This window comes from Nocardia sp. IBHARD005, assembly GCF_052814245.1.
In genome coordinates this window covers 6,132,808-6,148,965 of the sequence record NZ_CP199935.1, presented here as the reverse complement: position 1 = coordinate 6,148,965, position 16,158 = coordinate 6,132,808, and the positions used below count along the sequence as shown (strand labels likewise).

General features: G+C 66.4%; 15 protein-coding genes and 2 pseudogenes. 7 read left to right on the top strand and 10 right to left on the bottom strand.

Annotation, left to right across the window (positions count from 1 at the left end; genetic code table 11):
* Positions 1 to 64 precede the first annotated feature (64 nt).
* The 6 genes from ACTWPB_RS28845 to ACTWPB_RS28820 form a co-directional block, all read right to left on the bottom strand.
* Positions 65 to 496, bottom strand: a complete 432-nt coding sequence (locus tag ACTWPB_RS28845; protein ID WP_446223601.1) for a GyrI-like domain-containing protein — start codon at positions 494 to 496, stop codon at positions 65 to 67.
* Positions 496 to 951: a GyrI-like domain-containing protein gene (locus ACTWPB_RS28840; protein ID WP_446223600.1), complete on the bottom strand. Its 456-nt coding sequence runs from the start codon at positions 949 to 951 to the stop codon at positions 496 to 498. The genes ACTWPB_RS28845 and ACTWPB_RS28840 overlap by 1 nt, the downstream gene beginning before the upstream one ends.
* A gap of 177 nt (positions 952 to 1,128) precedes the next feature.
* Positions 1,129 to 3,456 carry a transglycosylase domain-containing protein gene (locus tag ACTWPB_RS28835; RefSeq protein ID WP_446223599.1) on the bottom strand — a complete coding sequence of 776 codons (2,328 nt, stop codon included), beginning with the start codon at positions 3,454 to 3,456 and terminating at the stop codon, positions 1,129 to 1,131.
* Between the two features lie 97 nt (positions 3,457 to 3,553).
* Positions 3,554 to 4,453 (bottom strand): carbohydrate ABC transporter permease, encoded by a 900-nt coding sequence (locus tag ACTWPB_RS28830; protein ID WP_446223598.1) that lies wholly within the window; start codon positions 4,451 to 4,453, stop codon positions 3,554 to 3,556.
* Positions 4,453 to 5,430 carry a carbohydrate ABC transporter permease gene (locus tag ACTWPB_RS28825; RefSeq protein WP_446223597.1) on the bottom strand — a complete coding sequence of 326 codons (978 nt, stop codon included), beginning with the start codon at positions 5,428 to 5,430 and terminating at the stop codon, positions 4,453 to 4,455. Before ACTWPB_RS28825 ends, ACTWPB_RS28830 begins: the two co-directional genes overlap by 1 nt.
* Before the next feature lie 45 nt (positions 5,431 to 5,475).
* Positions 5,476 to 6,753: an ABC transporter substrate-binding protein gene (locus tag ACTWPB_RS28820; protein WP_446223596.1), complete on the bottom strand. Its 1,278-nt coding sequence runs from the start codon at positions 6,751 to 6,753 to the stop codon at positions 5,476 to 5,478.
* Between the two features lie 273 nt (positions 6,754 to 7,026).
* On the opposite strand from ACTWPB_RS28820, the gene ACTWPB_RS28815 reads away from it, so the two are divergent.
* Together ACTWPB_RS28815 and ACTWPB_RS28810 are read left to right on the top strand one after the other, a co-directional pair.
* A complete protein-coding gene (locus tag ACTWPB_RS28815) occupies positions 7,027 to 7,827 on the top strand; it encodes a DUF2786 domain-containing protein (RefSeq protein WP_446226523.1) in 801 nt (266 codons plus the stop codon).
* A 179-nt stretch (positions 7,828 to 8,006) separates the two neighbouring features.
* Positions 8,007 to 8,564 carry a TIGR04338 family metallohydrolase gene (locus tag ACTWPB_RS28810; RefSeq protein ID WP_446223595.1) on the top strand — a complete coding sequence of 186 codons (558 nt, stop codon included), beginning with the start codon at positions 8,007 to 8,009 and terminating at the stop codon, positions 8,562 to 8,564.
* Between the two features lie 191 nt (positions 8,565 to 8,755).
* Here the strand turns inward: ACTWPB_RS28810 and ACTWPB_RS28805 are convergent, their stop codons facing one another.
* On the bottom strand, positions 8,756 to 9,901 hold the full coding sequence (locus ACTWPB_RS28805) for an o-succinylbenzoate synthase (RefSeq protein ID WP_446226522.1): 1,146 nt from the start codon (positions 9,899 to 9,901) through the stop codon (positions 8,756 to 8,758).
* Positions 9,887 to 9,979: pseudogene (locus ACTWPB_RS28800) on the bottom strand (hypothetical protein); the annotation flags it as partial. The gene ACTWPB_RS28805 and the pseudogene ACTWPB_RS28800, both read right to left, overlap by 15 nt.
* 59 nt (positions 9,980 to 10,038) lie before the next feature.
* On the opposite strand from ACTWPB_RS28800, the gene ACTWPB_RS28795 reads away from it, so the two are divergent.
* Positions 10,039 to 10,569, top strand: coding sequence for a winged helix-turn-helix transcriptional regulator (locus tag ACTWPB_RS28795; RefSeq protein WP_446223594.1), 531 nt, complete (start codon positions 10,039 to 10,041; stop codon positions 10,567 to 10,569).
* Positions 10,570 to 10,644: 75 nt separating this feature from the next.
* Here ACTWPB_RS28795 and ACTWPB_RS28790 read toward each other — a convergent pair whose 3' ends face one another.
* Both ACTWPB_RS28790 and ACTWPB_RS28785 read right to left on the bottom strand, forming a co-directional pair.
* Complete coding sequence (locus ACTWPB_RS28790) at positions 10,645 to 11,292, bottom strand: NADPH-dependent F420 reductase (protein ID WP_446223593.1); 648 nt, start codon at positions 11,290 to 11,292, stop codon at positions 10,645 to 10,647.
* Between the two features lie 146 nt (positions 11,293 to 11,438).
* Positions 11,439 to 12,509, bottom strand: coding sequence for an ABC transporter ATP-binding protein (locus ACTWPB_RS28785; protein WP_446223592.1), 1,071 nt, complete (start codon positions 12,507 to 12,509; stop codon positions 11,439 to 11,441).
* Positions 12,510 to 12,647: 138 nt separating this feature from the next.
* Here ACTWPB_RS28785 and ACTWPB_RS28780 point away from each other — a divergent pair, with 138 nt between their 5' ends.
* The 4 genes and pseudogenes from ACTWPB_RS28780 (at position 12,648) to ACTWPB_RS28765 (ending at position 15,987) form a co-directional block, all read left to right on the top strand.
* Entirely contained in the window at positions 12,648 to 13,442 is a 795-nt protein-coding gene (locus ACTWPB_RS28780) for an LLM class F420-dependent oxidoreductase (RefSeq protein WP_446223591.1), read from the top strand.
* Positions 13,443 to 13,512: 70 nt separating this feature from the next.
* Positions 13,513 to 14,733: pseudogene (locus ACTWPB_RS28775) on the top strand (transporter substrate-binding domain-containing protein); the annotation flags it as partial.
* Between the two features lie 121 nt (positions 14,734 to 14,854).
* Positions 14,855 to 15,580: an amino acid ABC transporter ATP-binding protein gene (locus ACTWPB_RS28770; protein WP_446223590.1), complete on the top strand. Its 726-nt coding sequence runs from the start codon at positions 14,855 to 14,857 to the stop codon at positions 15,578 to 15,580.
* A gap of 110 nt (positions 15,581 to 15,690) precedes the next feature.
* The gene (locus ACTWPB_RS28765) at positions 15,691 to 15,987 is read left to right on the top strand and encodes a hypothetical protein (RefSeq protein WP_446223589.1); all 297 of its coding nucleotides are present in this window, start codon (positions 15,691 to 15,693) and stop codon (positions 15,985 to 15,987) included.
* The last annotated feature ends 171 nt before the right edge of the window (positions 15,988 to 16,158 follow it).

The window sequence follows — 16,158 nt, the reverse complement described above, 5'->3', positions numbered from 1 at the left end:
CACTTCGTGGCCGCCGCTCCCTAGGGGTCGCGGGTGGTGGTGGGGGGTGCTGTCGTGGCGGTTTTCAGTCCAGGGAGACGTAGACCTCTACGCTGGTTGGGCCGGTGTAGCGCTCCAATTCCGCTGTGTGCGAGCGGGTTATGGTGCCCGCGTTCTCGGCCTTGATCACCTGGGCCCAGGCGGTTCGCAGCAGATCGTAGGGCTTGTCCGAGACCACGAACTTGGCGTAGCGCCCCGCGGGGATGCGGGTGAGCACGTCGCCGTCGTCGACGTCTTCCAGCCCGGCGACCTCGTAGCCGAGCACGGCCACCGCATGATCGTTCTGGTCGATATAGGCAGCCGAGCGGGGAACCATCTTCTCCCGCGAGAAATACCGATCCCAGGTGAAGTTCACCAGATCAAGATCGCGTGCGGTCACCTCACGCCCGGCCAGCGGCACGGTGAGACCCGCGATCAAACCGTTGTCGAGGGTGACGATTTCGAAATCCACGGCCATCAGCTGTCCTTCTCATCGGTCAGCGAAACGAAGATCTCGACCGTGCGCTCGTCGGGATACTGCTCGCAATCGCCGGTATAGGCGCGCACGAATTCACCCGCTGCCTCCGCGTCCCACACCTGGCGCCACAGCCCGACGATGGTGTCGCCGAGGTTGTCGCCACTGGCCACGAATCGCGCGTAGCGGCCCGCCGGAATCCGGCCTAGTACGTCGCCCACCTGCAGGTCGGCGAGAGTTTTGCACTCGTATCCGACGATGTGAGTCAGGTAGGAGTTGATCTCCGGCGCGAAATCGACATAGCCCGTCGCGACCGGCCCCGGTAACGTTCTCGTCCGCAGGTTCGCCCACGCCTCGACCACCTTGGCGCGGCGCGGCCCCTCGACGGCGAGCGCCGGGCTGCGAAGCACCGTGCCCGCGATCAGCGTCTCGGGACGGTCAACGACATTGAAATCCACCTGCGTAGCCCCTATGTCTAGTGTCGTCGCATGTCGGTACCGACCGCACATCCTCCCGTATCGGTCCGACAGGTTCCGCGCCGGGATCATTCGACCCCTGGTCGGGCGGTTCGCGCTCAGGGCAACGATGTTGCCATGTCCCTAGGCTAGCCGGGTCCGGCTGCGCCAACTCGTGATCTATCGCGGCCCTTCACCACCGAGCCCGGGGAACAGTTCACCGGGGTTCGACGGGTTCGGTGCGGGCGGGATGATGATCAACGGTGGCGGTGGCGGATTGTTCGGCGAGTTCGTGGGCGGAGCGAAGATGTCGAAGCCACGGCTCTGCGTCGGTGCCGTCCCGGTACCCGGCACCGGTACAAGCGGCGGGCTCGGCAACGGTGCTGTGTCGAACTGTTCGACCGGTGTCCCTGCCAGTGCGGCGTCCATCGCCTGCTTCCAGATGTCGGCGGGCAGTCCCGAACCCCACACGGCCCCACCGCGACCGGTGCGCAGCGGCTGGGGGTGCTCGGTGCCCACCCACACCGCGGTGGACAGCGAGGGCGTGTACCCGACCATCCACGCGTCCTTGTTGTCCTTGGTCTCGCCGAGCTGGGTGGTTCCGGTCTTGCTCGCCGACTGCCTGCCGCCGGCGAGCCCGTGGCCGTTGGAGTAGTTGGCGATCGGCAGCATCGCGGAGGTGGTGGCATCGGCGATGTCGGCGGTGATGCGCTGCTCGGGTTCTGGGAGTTGCCTGCCCACTCGGCTTTCCGAGCCCCCGCGGTCGAGCAGCACCCGCCCGTCACCGGTGCTCACCTTCTGCACGAAGTACGGCTGGTGATAGACACCGGAGGCGGCCAGCGTCGCGTACGCCGACGCCATGTCGATGGGCCGCACCAGATACTGCCCGAGCACGATCCCGTTGAGCGGGTAACCGTCCGGTTCCGTGAGGGTGACGCCGTCGACGCCGGGAATGTGTTCGGGGATGCCTGCCAGGTGCGCGGCCTCGGCGATCGAGCGCGGGCCGTCGGCCATCGTCATGGTGAGCCGGTAGAAGCTGGTGTTCAGTGAGCGTTTGAGCGCCTCGGCGAGCGAGCAGCGCCCACACGAGTCGCCATCGACGTTGGTGATCTCGGTGCCGCGGTCGGTGATGGGCGAGCTGTCCATCGCCCGCGTGACCGGAATGCCTTGCCGTTGGGCGGCGACGAGCGCGAAAACCTTGAACGCGGAACCTGTTTGGAGTGGTGCCTGCGCGAAATCGAACCCGGTCCCGTCCTCGCCGCCGTAATAGGCGCGCACGGCCCCGCTGCGCGGATCGATCGACACCACCGCCGAGCGCAGTTCCGGCGGCTGCCACGAGAACCGTGCACGGACCGAATCGACCGCGCCCGCTTGCGCCGCGGCATCGATGGTGGTGGTGATCTGCAGTGCACCGGTGTTGATGTCGGCGTCATCGAGGCCCGCGGCACGCAATTCGCGCAGCACCTGGGTGCGGATATGCCCTTCCGGTCCGAGCGTGGTCGCTTCGGCGGGCACATCGTCGAGCGGGATGATCGGCGGGAACACCGTCGCGTCCCGGTCGCCGGGCGCGAGCACGCTCATCGCGACCATCCCGTCGAGCACGTACTGCCAGCGCGCCAGCAACTGATCGAAATGATTCTCCGGGTCGAGCGCCGAAGGCGAGCGGATCAGGGCCGCGAGCACCGCGCCCTCGGCGAGGGTCAACTCCGGCACCGGCTTGCCGAAATAGGCCTTCGACGCGGCCGCGATCCCGTACGCCCCGCGCCCGTAATAGATGGTGTTGAGGTAGGCGGAGAGGATCTCGTCCTTGCTCCACTGCCGTGCCATCTTGGCCGCGATGATCAGCTCGCGCATCTTGCGGGTAACGGTGCGTTCGGAGCTGAGGAAGGCGTTCTTCACGTACTGCTGGGTGATCGTCGAGCCGCCGCCCGCGTAGTCCTGCCCGGTCACATTGTCGCGGGCGGCGCGCAGGAAGCCGCTGGTCGAGTAGCCGGCGTTGGTATAGAAGGTGCGATCTTCGGCCGCCAGCACGGCGTCACGCACCGGATACGGCACATCGGTGAGCGGGATGGGAATCCGATTGCCCTGTGGCGGAATGAATTTCGTCAGTACTGTGGTGCCGTCGGCGGCCAGCACGGTGGCGGGCTGCTCGACCGCGACCTCGGCCGGTTCGGGGATCTCCGAACTCCAGTACACCGCCACGAACAGCAGCGCGGGCACACACACGAAGATCACGAACACCGCGAGCAGCAGCCGCCGGATGCGCTGACCCCTGGTGCGCGGCTTACGTTCCGAGGGCTGGTCGTCGGTGCCGAGCCGGGCGGCCTGTGCCCGCCGCGCGGCACCCTTGCCGGGGGGCCCGTCGGTGGCGGCCAGTCGTGCCGCCTGTGCCCGGCGCGCCGCACCCTTGCCCGGCTTCTGCTCCTTGGCCAGTGGATCGCGGAACCCGGCAATCGAGGTATACGGCACGTCCTCATCGGAACGCCGGCGCCCGCGCTGGGAGGCCACACCATCTCCTTTCGGAGCGAGGAGAAGAACTCACCTGCACCGACGTCGATATCGGTGCAGGCGACTCTACCCGGCGGCGGCGGCAGAACCCGGCAGGTCAGCTCTTGACGCCGCCCGCGGTGAGACCGGAGATGATGCGACGCTGGAAAATCAGCACCATGATCACCAGCGGCACGGTGACGATCACGCCCGCCGCCATGATGGCCGCGTACGGCTGTACCAGCGGGTCGTTGCCCGAGAAGCTCGCGATGGCGACCGTCACCGGCTTGGTGTCCTCGCCCGAGAGCAACCGGGCCAGCAGGTACTCGTTGATCGAGGCGATGAACGCCAGGATCGCGGTGGTGAACACCGCGGGCGCGGCCAGCGGCAGCATGATCAACCGGAAGGCCTGGAACTTGCTCGCACCGTCGATGCGCGCGGCCTCTTCGAGCTCCCACGGCAGTTCGGCGAAGAACGAGGCGAGGATGTAGACCGTCATCGGCAGCACAAAGGAGATGTTCGGGATGATCATCGCCTGGTACTGGCCGATCCAGCCGATATCGGTGAACAGCTGGAACAGCGGCGTCACCAGCACCACGGCCGGGAACATCGACGCCGACAGGATCAGCCCCGAGATCAGGTACTTGCCCGCGAAGGTCATCCGGGCCAGCGCGTAGGCCGCGAGTACGCCGAGGATCAGCGCCACGGCGGTGGTCGCCGATCCGATGATCACACTGTTGAGCAGTGCCTTGCCGAAGTCGTTGCCGCGGCTGGTGTCGAAGGCGTTGCGGAAGTTCTCCAGCGTCACGTGGGTGGGCCACGGGGTGCTGTCGAAGGTGTGGGCCGGGTCGCGGAACGCCACCACGGCCATCCAGTAGAACGGACCAAGACCCCACAGCAGCACGATGGCGACACCGAGGTAGAGCCGCACCGTGCCGATCCGCTTGCGCCACGACACCGGCTGTACCGGCAGCGTATTCGACTCGGCGACGGGTTCTTTCGTCATCGACATGGTCATCAGTTCGCCTTCCGCTGTTCTTCCTGCGTGCGAACAGCGTTGGCGCCGAGCACCTTCACCAGGACGAACGCGATACCGAACACGAGCAGGAAGGTGATCACCGACAGTGCCGCGGCGCTGTTGGGACCTTGGCGCACCTGCTCGACCACCAGGATCGACAGCGTGCTCGTCGCCGGGTTGGCGCCGGTCATGATCGCGGGCAGGTCGTACATGCGCAGTGCGTCCATCGTGCGGAACAGCACCGCTACCAGCAACGCGGGCTTGAGCAACGGCAGCGTGATGTGCACGAACCGTTGCCACGCCGACGCGCCGTCGACCTTGCCCGCCTCGTACACATCAGCCGGAATCACTTGCAGCCCAGCCAGAATCAACAACGCCATGAACGGTGTGGTCTTCCACACGTCGGCCGCGATCACCGCGAACCGTGACGCCCACACCTCCGAGGTCCACAGAATGTGCGTGCCGAGCACCCGGTTCACGACACCGTCGTACTGGAACATGAACTCCCACAACCGCGCGGTGACGGCGGTGGGAATCGCCCATGGGATCAGCACAGCGGCGCGCAACAGCGCCCGGCCACGGAAGGTCTTGCCCATCACCATGGCCATGCCGAGACCGAGCAGGGCCTCGAGCGACACCGTCACCACGGTGAAGAACAGGGTGACGCCGACCGCCGCCCAGAACTGCGAGCCGAGCGTGCCGGTGGGGCACGACACCGTGCCCGTCAACGACGCGCACTGCTGCATCAGCCAGTGCGTGTAGTTGGCGAATCCGGCCCCGCCGCCTTCGACGAACATCCCGGTGGCCGGGTCGATGCCGGAGTCCTTCGAGAAGGACATCCAGATCGCCTGGACCACCGGATATCCGATGACCACGGCCAGTGCGACGAGCACGGGCGTGACGAACAGCCATGCCTTGCCGGATTGTCGTAGTTCCAGCGCTAGCCCGCGCTGCTTGGCTCCCGAAGGATCCGACACCGTTACTACTCTCCTACGGTCTGGTCGGGTCCGCTGCGCAGACCGCTACGAACCGGCGGTCTCGATGCCCTTTTGCATGTCGGCGATCGCATCGTCGACTGACTTCGAGCCGGTGAGAGCAGCATAGGCGTTGTCCTGGATAGCCTTCGACACCTTGGGGTAGAACGGGGTGACCGGGCGCGGGACAGCGCTGGCGATGGACTCCTTCAGCGCGGGCAGGTACGGCATCTTCGCGATCAGGGCCGGGTCGTCGTACAGCGAGGAACGCACCGACGGCAGCGAGCCCGCGGCGATGATCTGCTGCGCCTCTTCGCTGATCAGGTAGCGAACGAAGTCCGAGGCGGTGGCTTTATTCTTGGAGAACGCGCTGATCGCGGCGTTGTAGCCACCGAGGGCGGAGGCGCCGATGCCGGTGTTGCCCGGCAGCGGGGCCACGCCGAACTTGTCCTTCACCGAGGACCCGTCACCGTTGGCCTGACCGTACAGGTAGGGCCAGTTGCGCAGGAACAGCAACTTGCCCGACTCGAATGCGGCCGCGCTCTCGCCTTCCTTGAAGGTGATGGCTTCCTTGGGGATGTCGCCGTTCTTGTACGCGTCGACGAGGACCTTCAGGCCGGCCTTGGACTCCGGGCTGTTCACCGTGGGGGTCTTGCCGTCGGCGCCGACGAAACTGCCGCCGAAGGCGTTGATCACCTCGGCGGTGTTCACGGTCAAACCCTCGTAGGGGAACAGCTGACCGGCGTAGCAGCCGATGTTGTTGTCGCGCGCCACCTGGCACTGACCGAGCATCTCGGTCCAGGTCTTGGGCGGGTTGGGCACCAGGTCCTTGCGGTAGTACAGCAGGCCACCGTTGGTGTTGCGCGGTGCCGCGTACAGCTTTCCGTTGTAGGTGGCGCTGGCCACGGTCGGCGCCAGCAGCGGCGCGGTATCGATGGCGAAGCTGCCCTCGAGCGGCTGGATCCAGCCCTTCGCGGCGAACTCGGCGGTGTTGGGCACATCGAGGGCGACTACGTCGTAGCCGTCCTGCCTGGCACGGAAGTGCTCGGCGAGGTCGTCGTGCTGCTGGGTGCCGTCGGCCGACTGCTCCTTGAACGTCACCTGCTCGTTCGGGTGCGCGGCGTTCCAGCGGTCGATGAGCTGTTTGACCACACCGGTTTCGGTGGTGTCCTTACCTTCGACGTAGGTGATCGGGCCGCGGCCCGTCAGGTTCTGGTCGAGCGCGTTGCCACCGTCGTCACTGGAGCAACCACTGGCGAACGTTGCGGTGAGCAACGCGATCGAGGCAGCAGCCATCGTCGCTCTGGGGACAAACTTCAAGGCCATCGCAGACACTCCAGGGTCAAGACGTGAGCAGCAGCACACCGTGCGGTGCAACAGGCAACATACAGTATTTGTGGCGGGCCGGGGCCCGCGTGTTCTCGGCCCTGTGGGCCTCGATCTTCCCTCCCTACGGGCACTCCTTCGTCGCGCCCTTCGGTCAGTCCAGATCGAGGCGGCCGAGAACGGGCAAAGACTTCCACGGTTTGGTGTCGGTGGGGTGGCTTAGGGTCGATCACTGTGACAAGTCCTTCCACTGGCTCCGCTACGCCCGATCGGATGCTCACCCGCATCGGTGGTTTGCTGCGCAAGGCCGAGTCCACCGACAACGCCCACGAGGCCGAAGCCTTCCTCGCCGCGGCCCAACGGCTGGCGACGAAATCCTCGATCGATCTCGCCGTGGCGCGCTCGCATGTCACCGCACGTGAGCGTAGGTCGGCGCCGGTGCAGCGGATCATCCCGATCGGTGAACCGGGCCGCAAGGGCCTGCGCACCTACGTCCAGCTGTTCGTCGCGATCGCTACCGCCAACGACGTTCGCTGCGATGTCGCCCGCACCTCCGCCCAGGTCTATGCCTACGGCTTCGCCGCCGACATCGATACCTGCGAAGCGCTCTACGCGAGCCTGCTCATCCAGATGGTCCGAGCCTCCGACCACTACATCAAATCCGGCGCCTACCGCGAGGCCACGGTCGTCAAGGTCGTCACGGAGAAGCGCCTCGGCCGCACTGTCCGCCGCAAGGTGCAGGCGCCGGTGGCAGGAGTCACCGCACGGCTGAACTTCCAGATGGCCTTCGCCGCCCGGATCGGCGCCCGCCTGGCCGAAGTGAAAGCAGAGGTCGTCGCCGAGGAATCGGCCGTCGAATCCACCGGAACGGCGCTGGCGCTGCGTGACAAAGAAGTAGCCCTCACGGACTTCTACACGTCCACCTCCGAAGCCCGCGGAACATGGCGAGGCCCGCAGACTTCCACCGGCCACTCCGCCGCGGCCCGCCGGGCCGGCGACCGGGCAGGCCGCACCGCCCGATTGGGTGCGTCCCCGGAGCTACCCGCCGCTCGCGGAAAGCTCACGGGCCGATGAGGTCGTTGGGGCATCGATGACGATCGCGAGGTCTTGGGGGCGCGCGTGGACACACGACGCCGTCCAGCGATGCCGTGTGCCATATCGCGGAGACTGGCCGCCCGCGCGCGCTGCGGGGTCGACGGTCGACGGGTTGACGACCTGGATCGACCACCGGCCGAGTGCGGCGAAGCGGTCGGATGGGGCGATGTCCGATCGGGCAAGCTGTGCCGCAAGGTGATTCGGCCGGTACCCGGCGTGACAGTCAGCGAGCCAAGGTTTACGACGGTGAGCAGTTGGTACGTGGGGTGTTCGACCGTGCCGACAAGTTCGGGCATCGGACAATCGATGTCTACGGATCGCAGCTGACATTGCCGATGGAACGCCGTTTCGCCGCTGTGGAGTCGGTGCAGATCTATGTCGACAAGGTGCTCGCGTTGAATTGGGTGCGCGCGCAATGGGAACGGGCTGCGGTGGCGGTTCGTGTGCGTGCACGTGGGGGTGCGGCTGCGGCGCACTACGAGCCTGCGACCGCTGTTCTGGCGGTTCCGCTGCACACCGGCTCCACTGCTTGGGCTCTGCGTGAACTGGTGGTTCTGCATGAAATCGCCCATCATCTGTCGCCCGATCTGGAAGAAGCGCCCCACGGTCCCGAATTCTGCACCCGCTATGTCGAATTGGTCGATGGGGTGATCGGGGCGGAGGCGGCGTTGTTGATTCGTGCGAGCTTTGCTGGCTGCGGTGTTCGGTTCGGCTAGTTGCAGACTCGGTGGCGTGTCTGTAGTGACATACCGGCGGGACCCGCCCCGGATCGTATGGTGGCTGTGTTTTTGGAGCGCTGGCGCGCTCGAGCGGGGCCCCTGAGGCCCCGATCTTCCCTCCCTCCGGGTACTCCTTCGTCGCACCCTCCGGTCAGTCCAGATCGGGGCGGGCCCCTTTGGGTAGGGACTTACAGGGGTTTACCTGTTTCGAGTAGGGTGCTGACTCGCTCGTATCGGCGTAGCCACCAGTCGACCCGGTCGGGGTCGGGGTGTCGGTACTTGTCGAGCAAGGTGGAGTCGGGCTCGGGTGGTGCGGTGGGGACGGGCAACCATCCGTTTACCGGCAGCAGCGACTCCGCGACTAGATCGCCCTCGAATAGTGCGAGAGTGCCCAGGCCGCAGGCGAATTCGAGATCGGGCAGCGCGCCGGCCAACGCCAGTTGCGCGGACAGCCCGACGCTGGTCTCGAGCGCCGACGAGACAACGGTCGGCAGCCCAGCCGCCCCGGCAACCGCCAACGACCGCCGAACCCCGCCCAAAGGCGTGCACTTCAGCACCGCCACATCAGCTGCCCCGGCCACCGCTACCCGCATCGGATCCTCCGCCCGCCGTATCGATTCGTCGGCAGCGATGGGCACCGAAACCTGCCGTCGAACCTCAGCCAATTCCTCGATCGTCGAACACGGCTGCTCGACGTATTCCAAACCCCCAGCGGCCCTGTCGAGCTCGCCGATATTTCGAACGGCGGTCTCCACATCCCACACCGCGTTCGCGTCGACCCGAATGGCTCCCGAGTCCCCGATCGCCGCGCGCACCGCCGCCACTCGAGCCAGATCCTCGGCAAGCGAATCAGGGTGGTCAGCTACCTTCACTTTGGCTGTCGCACAACCGGATTTCCGAACAATCTTTCTCGCGAGCGCGGGATCGACCGCGGGCACAGTGCAATTCACCGGAATTCGATCTCGCACCGGCGCCGGCCAGCCCACTGTCACCTGTTCGACAGCAGTAGCCAACCACCCGGCTGCTTCTCGATCGTCATACTCGGGAAACGCGCAGAACTCCCCCCAGCCCAACTCCCCTCGAATCAACATCCCCTCGCGCACAGTGATCCCCCGAAACCGTGTCCGCAACGGAATCGCATAAACAAACAGCTCGGCGCTCACCCGACCGATCGTAGAACTCGTCTGCGCGTGCGTGATTCCGCGGTCGGGTGTACCGCTGGTCGATGCACATTCCCGGCGGTGCGAGCACGGCGCGTGCTGACAGCCGAGGTGAACGGCGGCGCTCGCGGTGAGCGCCGCCGTTTCGTTGGCGAGACCGCCCGCTTCGCACATGGTTTGCGGCCCATAGCGCACCCCACGCTGCCGCATCGCGTGTACCAGCGTGATCCTCAACCGCGCCCCGGACGCGCCGAGCGGGTGCCCAGCGCGATCCTAGACCCTAACTATCATCGACTCAAGTCAGATTGGCTATGATGTCTCTCATGGCAGCCGTGATGGAAGGACCTCTGGCCGATCTCAGCAGATGGGACACGGCGGGCTGCTCCATCGCCAGAGCCATGAATCTCATCGGCACCCGCTCCGCGATGCTCATCTTGCGCGAGGCCTACTACGGCACCCGCCGCTTCGACGGCTTCGCCAGCCGGGTAGGCATCACCGACGCCGCCGCCGCGGCCCAACTCCGCAAACTCACTACCGCGGGTCTCCTGAAAAAGCGCCCCTACCAGGAAGAAGGCAAACGCACCCGCCACGAATACGCCCTCACACAGATGGGCCGAGACCTACTCCCCGCCGTCGTGGCCCTGTGGCAATGGGGCGACACCTACCTCCAGCCGGGCCCCCCGCCCCTGCTCAGAGTGGACGCCGAAACAGGCGCGCCGGTCCGCGTCGACCTCCGCACCCCCGACGGCACCGAGATCCCCCTCGAGCGCCTAGCGGTCCGAGTCAACGAGGACTACCTCCGTGACCGCGCCGAGCACCGAAAGAAGAAGCCGGACAACTGATCACCAGGCCCTCACGGATTTCCCCTCTCGGCCGATGTCTCCACAGAAGCCTGGTGATCGCCTGTCCAGGACGGTTCAGGCGCTGAACACGCCGATGGTCACGTTCTCGGTGCCGAGGGCCTGGTACAGGCTGACCCATAGCAGGACGATTGGTTCGGTGCTGCGGGCGGTGTTGAGGGCGCCGAGGTCGATCAGCTGTTCGTCGGACCAGCCGAAGGAGTTCAGCAGCTGCGCCACCTGCTTCTTGGCGTCGGCGTCGTCGCCGCTGAGGAAGATGGCGTGCTGTCCGGGAATTCGGGCCGGGTCGACCATCACCTGGTTGTTGGTGGTGTTGAGCGTCTTCACCACGCGGGTGGCCGGAAAGGCCTGCTGGATTTCCTCGGCGACGCTGCCCGCTTCGGGGACAACGAGTGTGGGCGGAAAGCCCTGCGAGAAGTCGAGTGGGTTGGAGACATCGACGATGATCTTGCCGGCGAGATTGTCCGCCCCGGCCGCGGTGAGCGCGGCCACCGATACCGTGCCCGATGTGGCATTCACGATCAGCTCGGCAGCGCCGGCCGCATCGGCGAAAGTGCCGTGTGTTCCCCCGGTTTCGGCCGCCCAGGCTGCCGCGTCGGCATTGCCGGCGGTCCGCGACCCCATCGAGACCGTGTGCCCGACCTCGACCAGCTTGCTCGCCAGCCGTCGACCGACCTGGCCCGTGCCGAGTACTGCTATGTGCATGTCACTACCTCATGTCGACAAGCCTGCCCCGGTAATCTCCGGCCGAGCCATCAGCATAGGGCCGGACAGGCATCGAGCCGAGTGGGCACGCGCACAGCGGAATCGGGCGCGGGCGACTCGATCCACGAGCCGCCCGCGCAGTCGAATCAGCGCAGACGCCGTCCGTCGACGCTGAAGAAGTACACGTGTTCGGGGTCGGTGGTCAGGCAGAGGCGATCGCCCTTGCGCGGCGGGTTGCGCCAATCCACGCGCGCCACGATCGTTTCCCCGGTCTGGCCCGCGGACACGGCGCGGCCGTAGACGTAGGCGTCGGAGCCCAATTCCTCCACCACGTCGACCTCCATCTCGAGGCCGCCGTCGCCCACTTCGAGATGTTCGGGCCGGATGCCGAGCACCACCGACCCCGCACCCGCGTCGGCCACCGCACGCGGCACCCGCACCGGGTATCCACCGATGGTGACAGTGCTGTCGTCGACGGGCAGCGTGAACAGGTTCATCGCGGGCGAACCCATGAATCCGGCGACGAACATGTTCGCCGGATCGCGGTACAGCTCGCGCGGTGACGCGCACTGCTGGAGCAGGCCGTCCTTGAGGACCGCGACCCGGTCGCCCATGGTCATCGCCTCGACCTGGTCGTGGGTGACGTAGACCGTGGTGGTTCCGAGCCTGCGCTGCAACTGCGCGATCTGGGTGCGGGTCTGCACGCGCAGCTTGGCGTCGAGGTTCGACAGCGGCTCGTCCATCAGGAACACCCGCGGCTGCCGCACGATCGCGCGCCCCATCGCCACCCGCTGACGCTGCCCGCCCGAGAGCGCCTTCGGCTTGCGATCCAGGTACTGCTCGAGGTCGAGGAGCTTGGCCGCCTCCAGCACCCGCTCGTCGCGCTCGGCCTTGGACACCTTGGCCAGTTTCAGCGCGAAACCCATGTTCTCCGCGACCGACATGTGCGGGTAGAGCGCGTAGTTCTGGAACACCATCGCGATATCGCGATCCTTGGGCTCGGCGTTGGTCACATCCTTCTCGCCGATCCGGATGCACCCGCCGTTGACCTCCTCGAGGCCGGCCAGCATGCGCAGCGAGGTCGATTTGCCACACCCAGAGGGGCCGACGAGTACCAGGAATTCGCCGTCGGCGATCTCCAGGTCGAGTGCGTCGACCGCGGGTTTGGTGGCACCGGCATAGAGCCGGGTAGCGCGGTCGAAAGTCACGGTAGCCATGCGTAGATCAACATCCCATCCCGGCAGGAACGTGCCGGACGATCCGAGTAGTGGGTCGGTGGGGATCGTAGCGGCCGATAACGGCGCCGGGTAGCCTCGGTCGCGAAGGCCAACCCGAGCCATCGAGGAGCCAGCGATATGAGTCGTCCGGTCCGTATCGGAGTCCAGCTTCAGCCGCAGCACGCGCCCGATTACGGCCTCATCCGCGACGCGGTGTTGCGGGCCGAGGACGCCGGGGTCGACATCGTCTTCAACTGGGATCATTTCTTCCCGCTCACCGGCGACCCGGCGGGCGCGCATTTCGAATGCTGGACGATGCTCGGCGCGTGGGCCGAGCAGACGGAGCGGGTCGAGCTCGGCGCACTGGTCACCGGTGGTGGCTATCGCAATCCCGACCTGCTCGCCGATATGGCGCGCACGGTCGACAACATCAGCGGCGGCAGGCTGATTCTCAGCATCGGCGCGGGCTGGTTCGAGCGTGACTACGACGAATACGGCTACGAGTTCGGCAAGCCGGGCAGCAGGCTGAAACTGTTGAACGACAACATGTCTCGCATCACGGCACGGCTCGCGAAGCTGAATCCGCCACCGGTCAGGCAGATCCCGATCCTCATCGGCGGCGGCGGTGAGCGCACAACGCTGCGGGTGGTCGCCGAGTACGCCGACATCTGGCATTCCTTCTCCGACGCGGCGACCCTGGCGCACAAGAACAAGGTCCTGGCCGAGCATGCGGCGGAAGCCGGCGCCGATGAGTCGAGAATCGAACGCTCGGTGCCGTGGCGGGGGCGCGACGGCGCGAAGGCGCTGCACGACGCCGGTGCCACCCTGTTCACCGTCGGCGTCTCCGGTCCCGACTACGACCTCACCCAGGTGCACCGCGCCATCGAATGGCGAGATGACGTGAACCCCGCGCTGCTCGAGGGCCTCGCGTAAGCCCTGAACACCCCCTGGCACCGTGATGTGCAACCTTCGATGTGCAAGGTTGCGACTAGGGTCTATCGGCATGGCAGGGCTACGAACTCGGGCGCGGATCGCTGCCCTCTTGCTCCTCGTCGGTGTCGCGGCGACCGGTTGCGGTGGTTCCGGCAGCAGCTCGGCGCGCGATCTCTGTTCCCCACCCGGGCCCTCAGCTGCCGCCGCCGCGCCGACCAACCTGGCCGCGGGCGAGACGGCGGGCGCCGACCGCTACACCACCGCGACCACGGCACCGGTCGACTCGATCGACACCGCGAAACTCGGTCTGCTCAACCCGGGCACCCTGAGTGTCGGCACCCTGTCCGACGCGCCGCCGAGCATCTGCGTCAACGGTCAGGGCGCCTTCACCGGCTTCGACAATGAACTCCTCACCGCGATCGGCGCGAAACTCGGTCTGCGCGTGGAGTTCTCCGGCACCGAGTTCGCCGGGCTGCTCGCCCAGGTGTCGGGCAAGCGCTTCGATGTCGGCTCGTCCAACATCACCACCACCGATGCCCGCCGCGAACTCGTCGGCTTCACCAACGGCTACGACTTCGGCTACTTCTCCCTGGTCGTCCCGCAGGGCAGCGCGGTGAAGGGCTTCGGCGACCTGAACCAGAGCTCGCGCATCGCGGTGGTGCAGGGCACCGTGCAGGACGAATTCGTGGTGAACCAGCTGAAGCTGGATCCGGTGAAATTCCCCGACTACAACACCGCCTACGCGAATCTGAAGTCCGGCCAGGTCGACGCCTGGGTCGCACCATCGGCGCAAGCCGAGGGCGCGATCAAGCCCGGTGACGGAATCGTGGTCTCGCAGAACACCTTCAGCCTCGACAACTTCGTCGGCTACGCGGTGGCTGAGAACAACCAGCCCCTGATCGACGCGCTCAATTCCGGCCTGGACGCGGTGATCGCCGACGGCACCTACGCCCGCCTCTACGCCGACTGGGTGCCACGCGAACTCCCGCCGGGCTGGAAGCCCGGTTCGAAAGCCGCACCCACACCCCAGCTTCCGGACTTCAAGGCGCTCGCGGCCGAGAATCAGCCGGCCGACACCGAACAGGTCGCGCAGAAGTCGACTGTGCAACAGCTGAAGGACACCTTCTTCGACTGGTCGTTGTACCGCAAGGCTTTTCCCGATCTGATCAAAACCGGCCTGCCGAATACCCTGATCCTGGCGGTGGTTTCGGGTGTCCTAGGCACCGTGATCGGCATGCTGCTCGCGGTGATGGGCATTTCCCGCACCCGCTGGTTGCGCTGGCCCGGCAAACCCACCCCCGCCGACCCGATCGAGCAGGCAGTCATCACAGAAGGGCGAGGCGCATGAGCGACCATAGCGAGCGGCGGATATATGCAGTCATGGCGGAACCGAGCGCCGGCGGGGTGGAGGCATGAGTGCATCGTTGACCGGCACCGGGCTCAACCTCACGCTCGGCAACAACCACATCCTGCGCGGTGTCGACATCCACGTCGAGGCAGGTCACGCCACCACCGTCATCGGCCCGTCCGGCTCGGGCAAATCGACCCTGCTGCGCGTGCTCAACCGCCTGCACGAGCCCGATTCCGGTGACGTGCTCCTCGACGGCACATCAGTACTGAAAGACAACCCCGACAAGCTGCGCCAGCGCATCGGCATGGTCTTCCAGCAGTTCAACCTGTTCCCACACAAGACCGTCGCCGACAACATCGTCCTCGGCCCACGCAAACTGCGCGGCCTGTCCGCTGAACAAGCCCGCGCGCTGGCGATCGAACAGCTCGAGATCGTCGGCCTGGCCGACAAGGCCGACGCCAGGCCCGCTTCGCTGTCGGGCGGCCAGCAGCAGCGCGTGGCCATCGCCCGCGCGCTGGCCATGAAACCGGAGCTGATGTTCTTCGACGAGGCCACCTCCGCGCTGGACCCGGAGCTGGTCAAGGGCGTGCTCGCGCTGATGGCCGACCTCGCCTCTGGTGGCATGTCGATGATCGTGGTGACCCACGAGATGGGCTTCGCGCGCGAGGTCTCCGACAGTGTCGTGTTCATGGATCAGGGCGTCGTCGTGGAGACCGGTACCCCCGACGCCCTGTTCGACGACGCCAAGACCCCACGCCTGCGCCGCTTCCTCGATCAGGTCCTCTGACCAGGTAAGGGCTTCGCAGCAACGCATGCGCAACTGCTAATGTTGGAAGTGCTTCAGCTCCATTCGATCAGTACCGGACCGAGTTCCGGGAAACCGGAAAGAGAGAGCCGATGACCACCACGCACGCCGAACATCCGCAGCACACCCACGTCCACGGCCCCACCTGCGGCCACGTCGCCGTTCCGCACGAGGACCACGTCGACTACGTCCACGACGGCCACCTGCACCGCGAACACGAGGGCCACTTCGACGAGTGCGAGACCTCAGCACACATCGAGCACACCGCCCACACCCACCAGCACGGTCCCGGCTGCGGGCACGTCGCCGTTCCGCACGGCGACCACGTCGACTACATCCACGACGGTCACCGCCACGCCGCCCACGCGGACCACTACGACGACCACTGACTAACCGGCGGCCCGCCCCGGTTCGAATTCCACCCGCAGATGCAGCTCGAGCGCCGTGGCGAGGCGCTCGAGCGGGAGGTGGTGATCTCCCTTCCGGTCAACGCCTGATGACAACCTCATACGCACTCGGCGCGTGCTATCGCTGATCCATCCGTGATCGGTCACAGCACG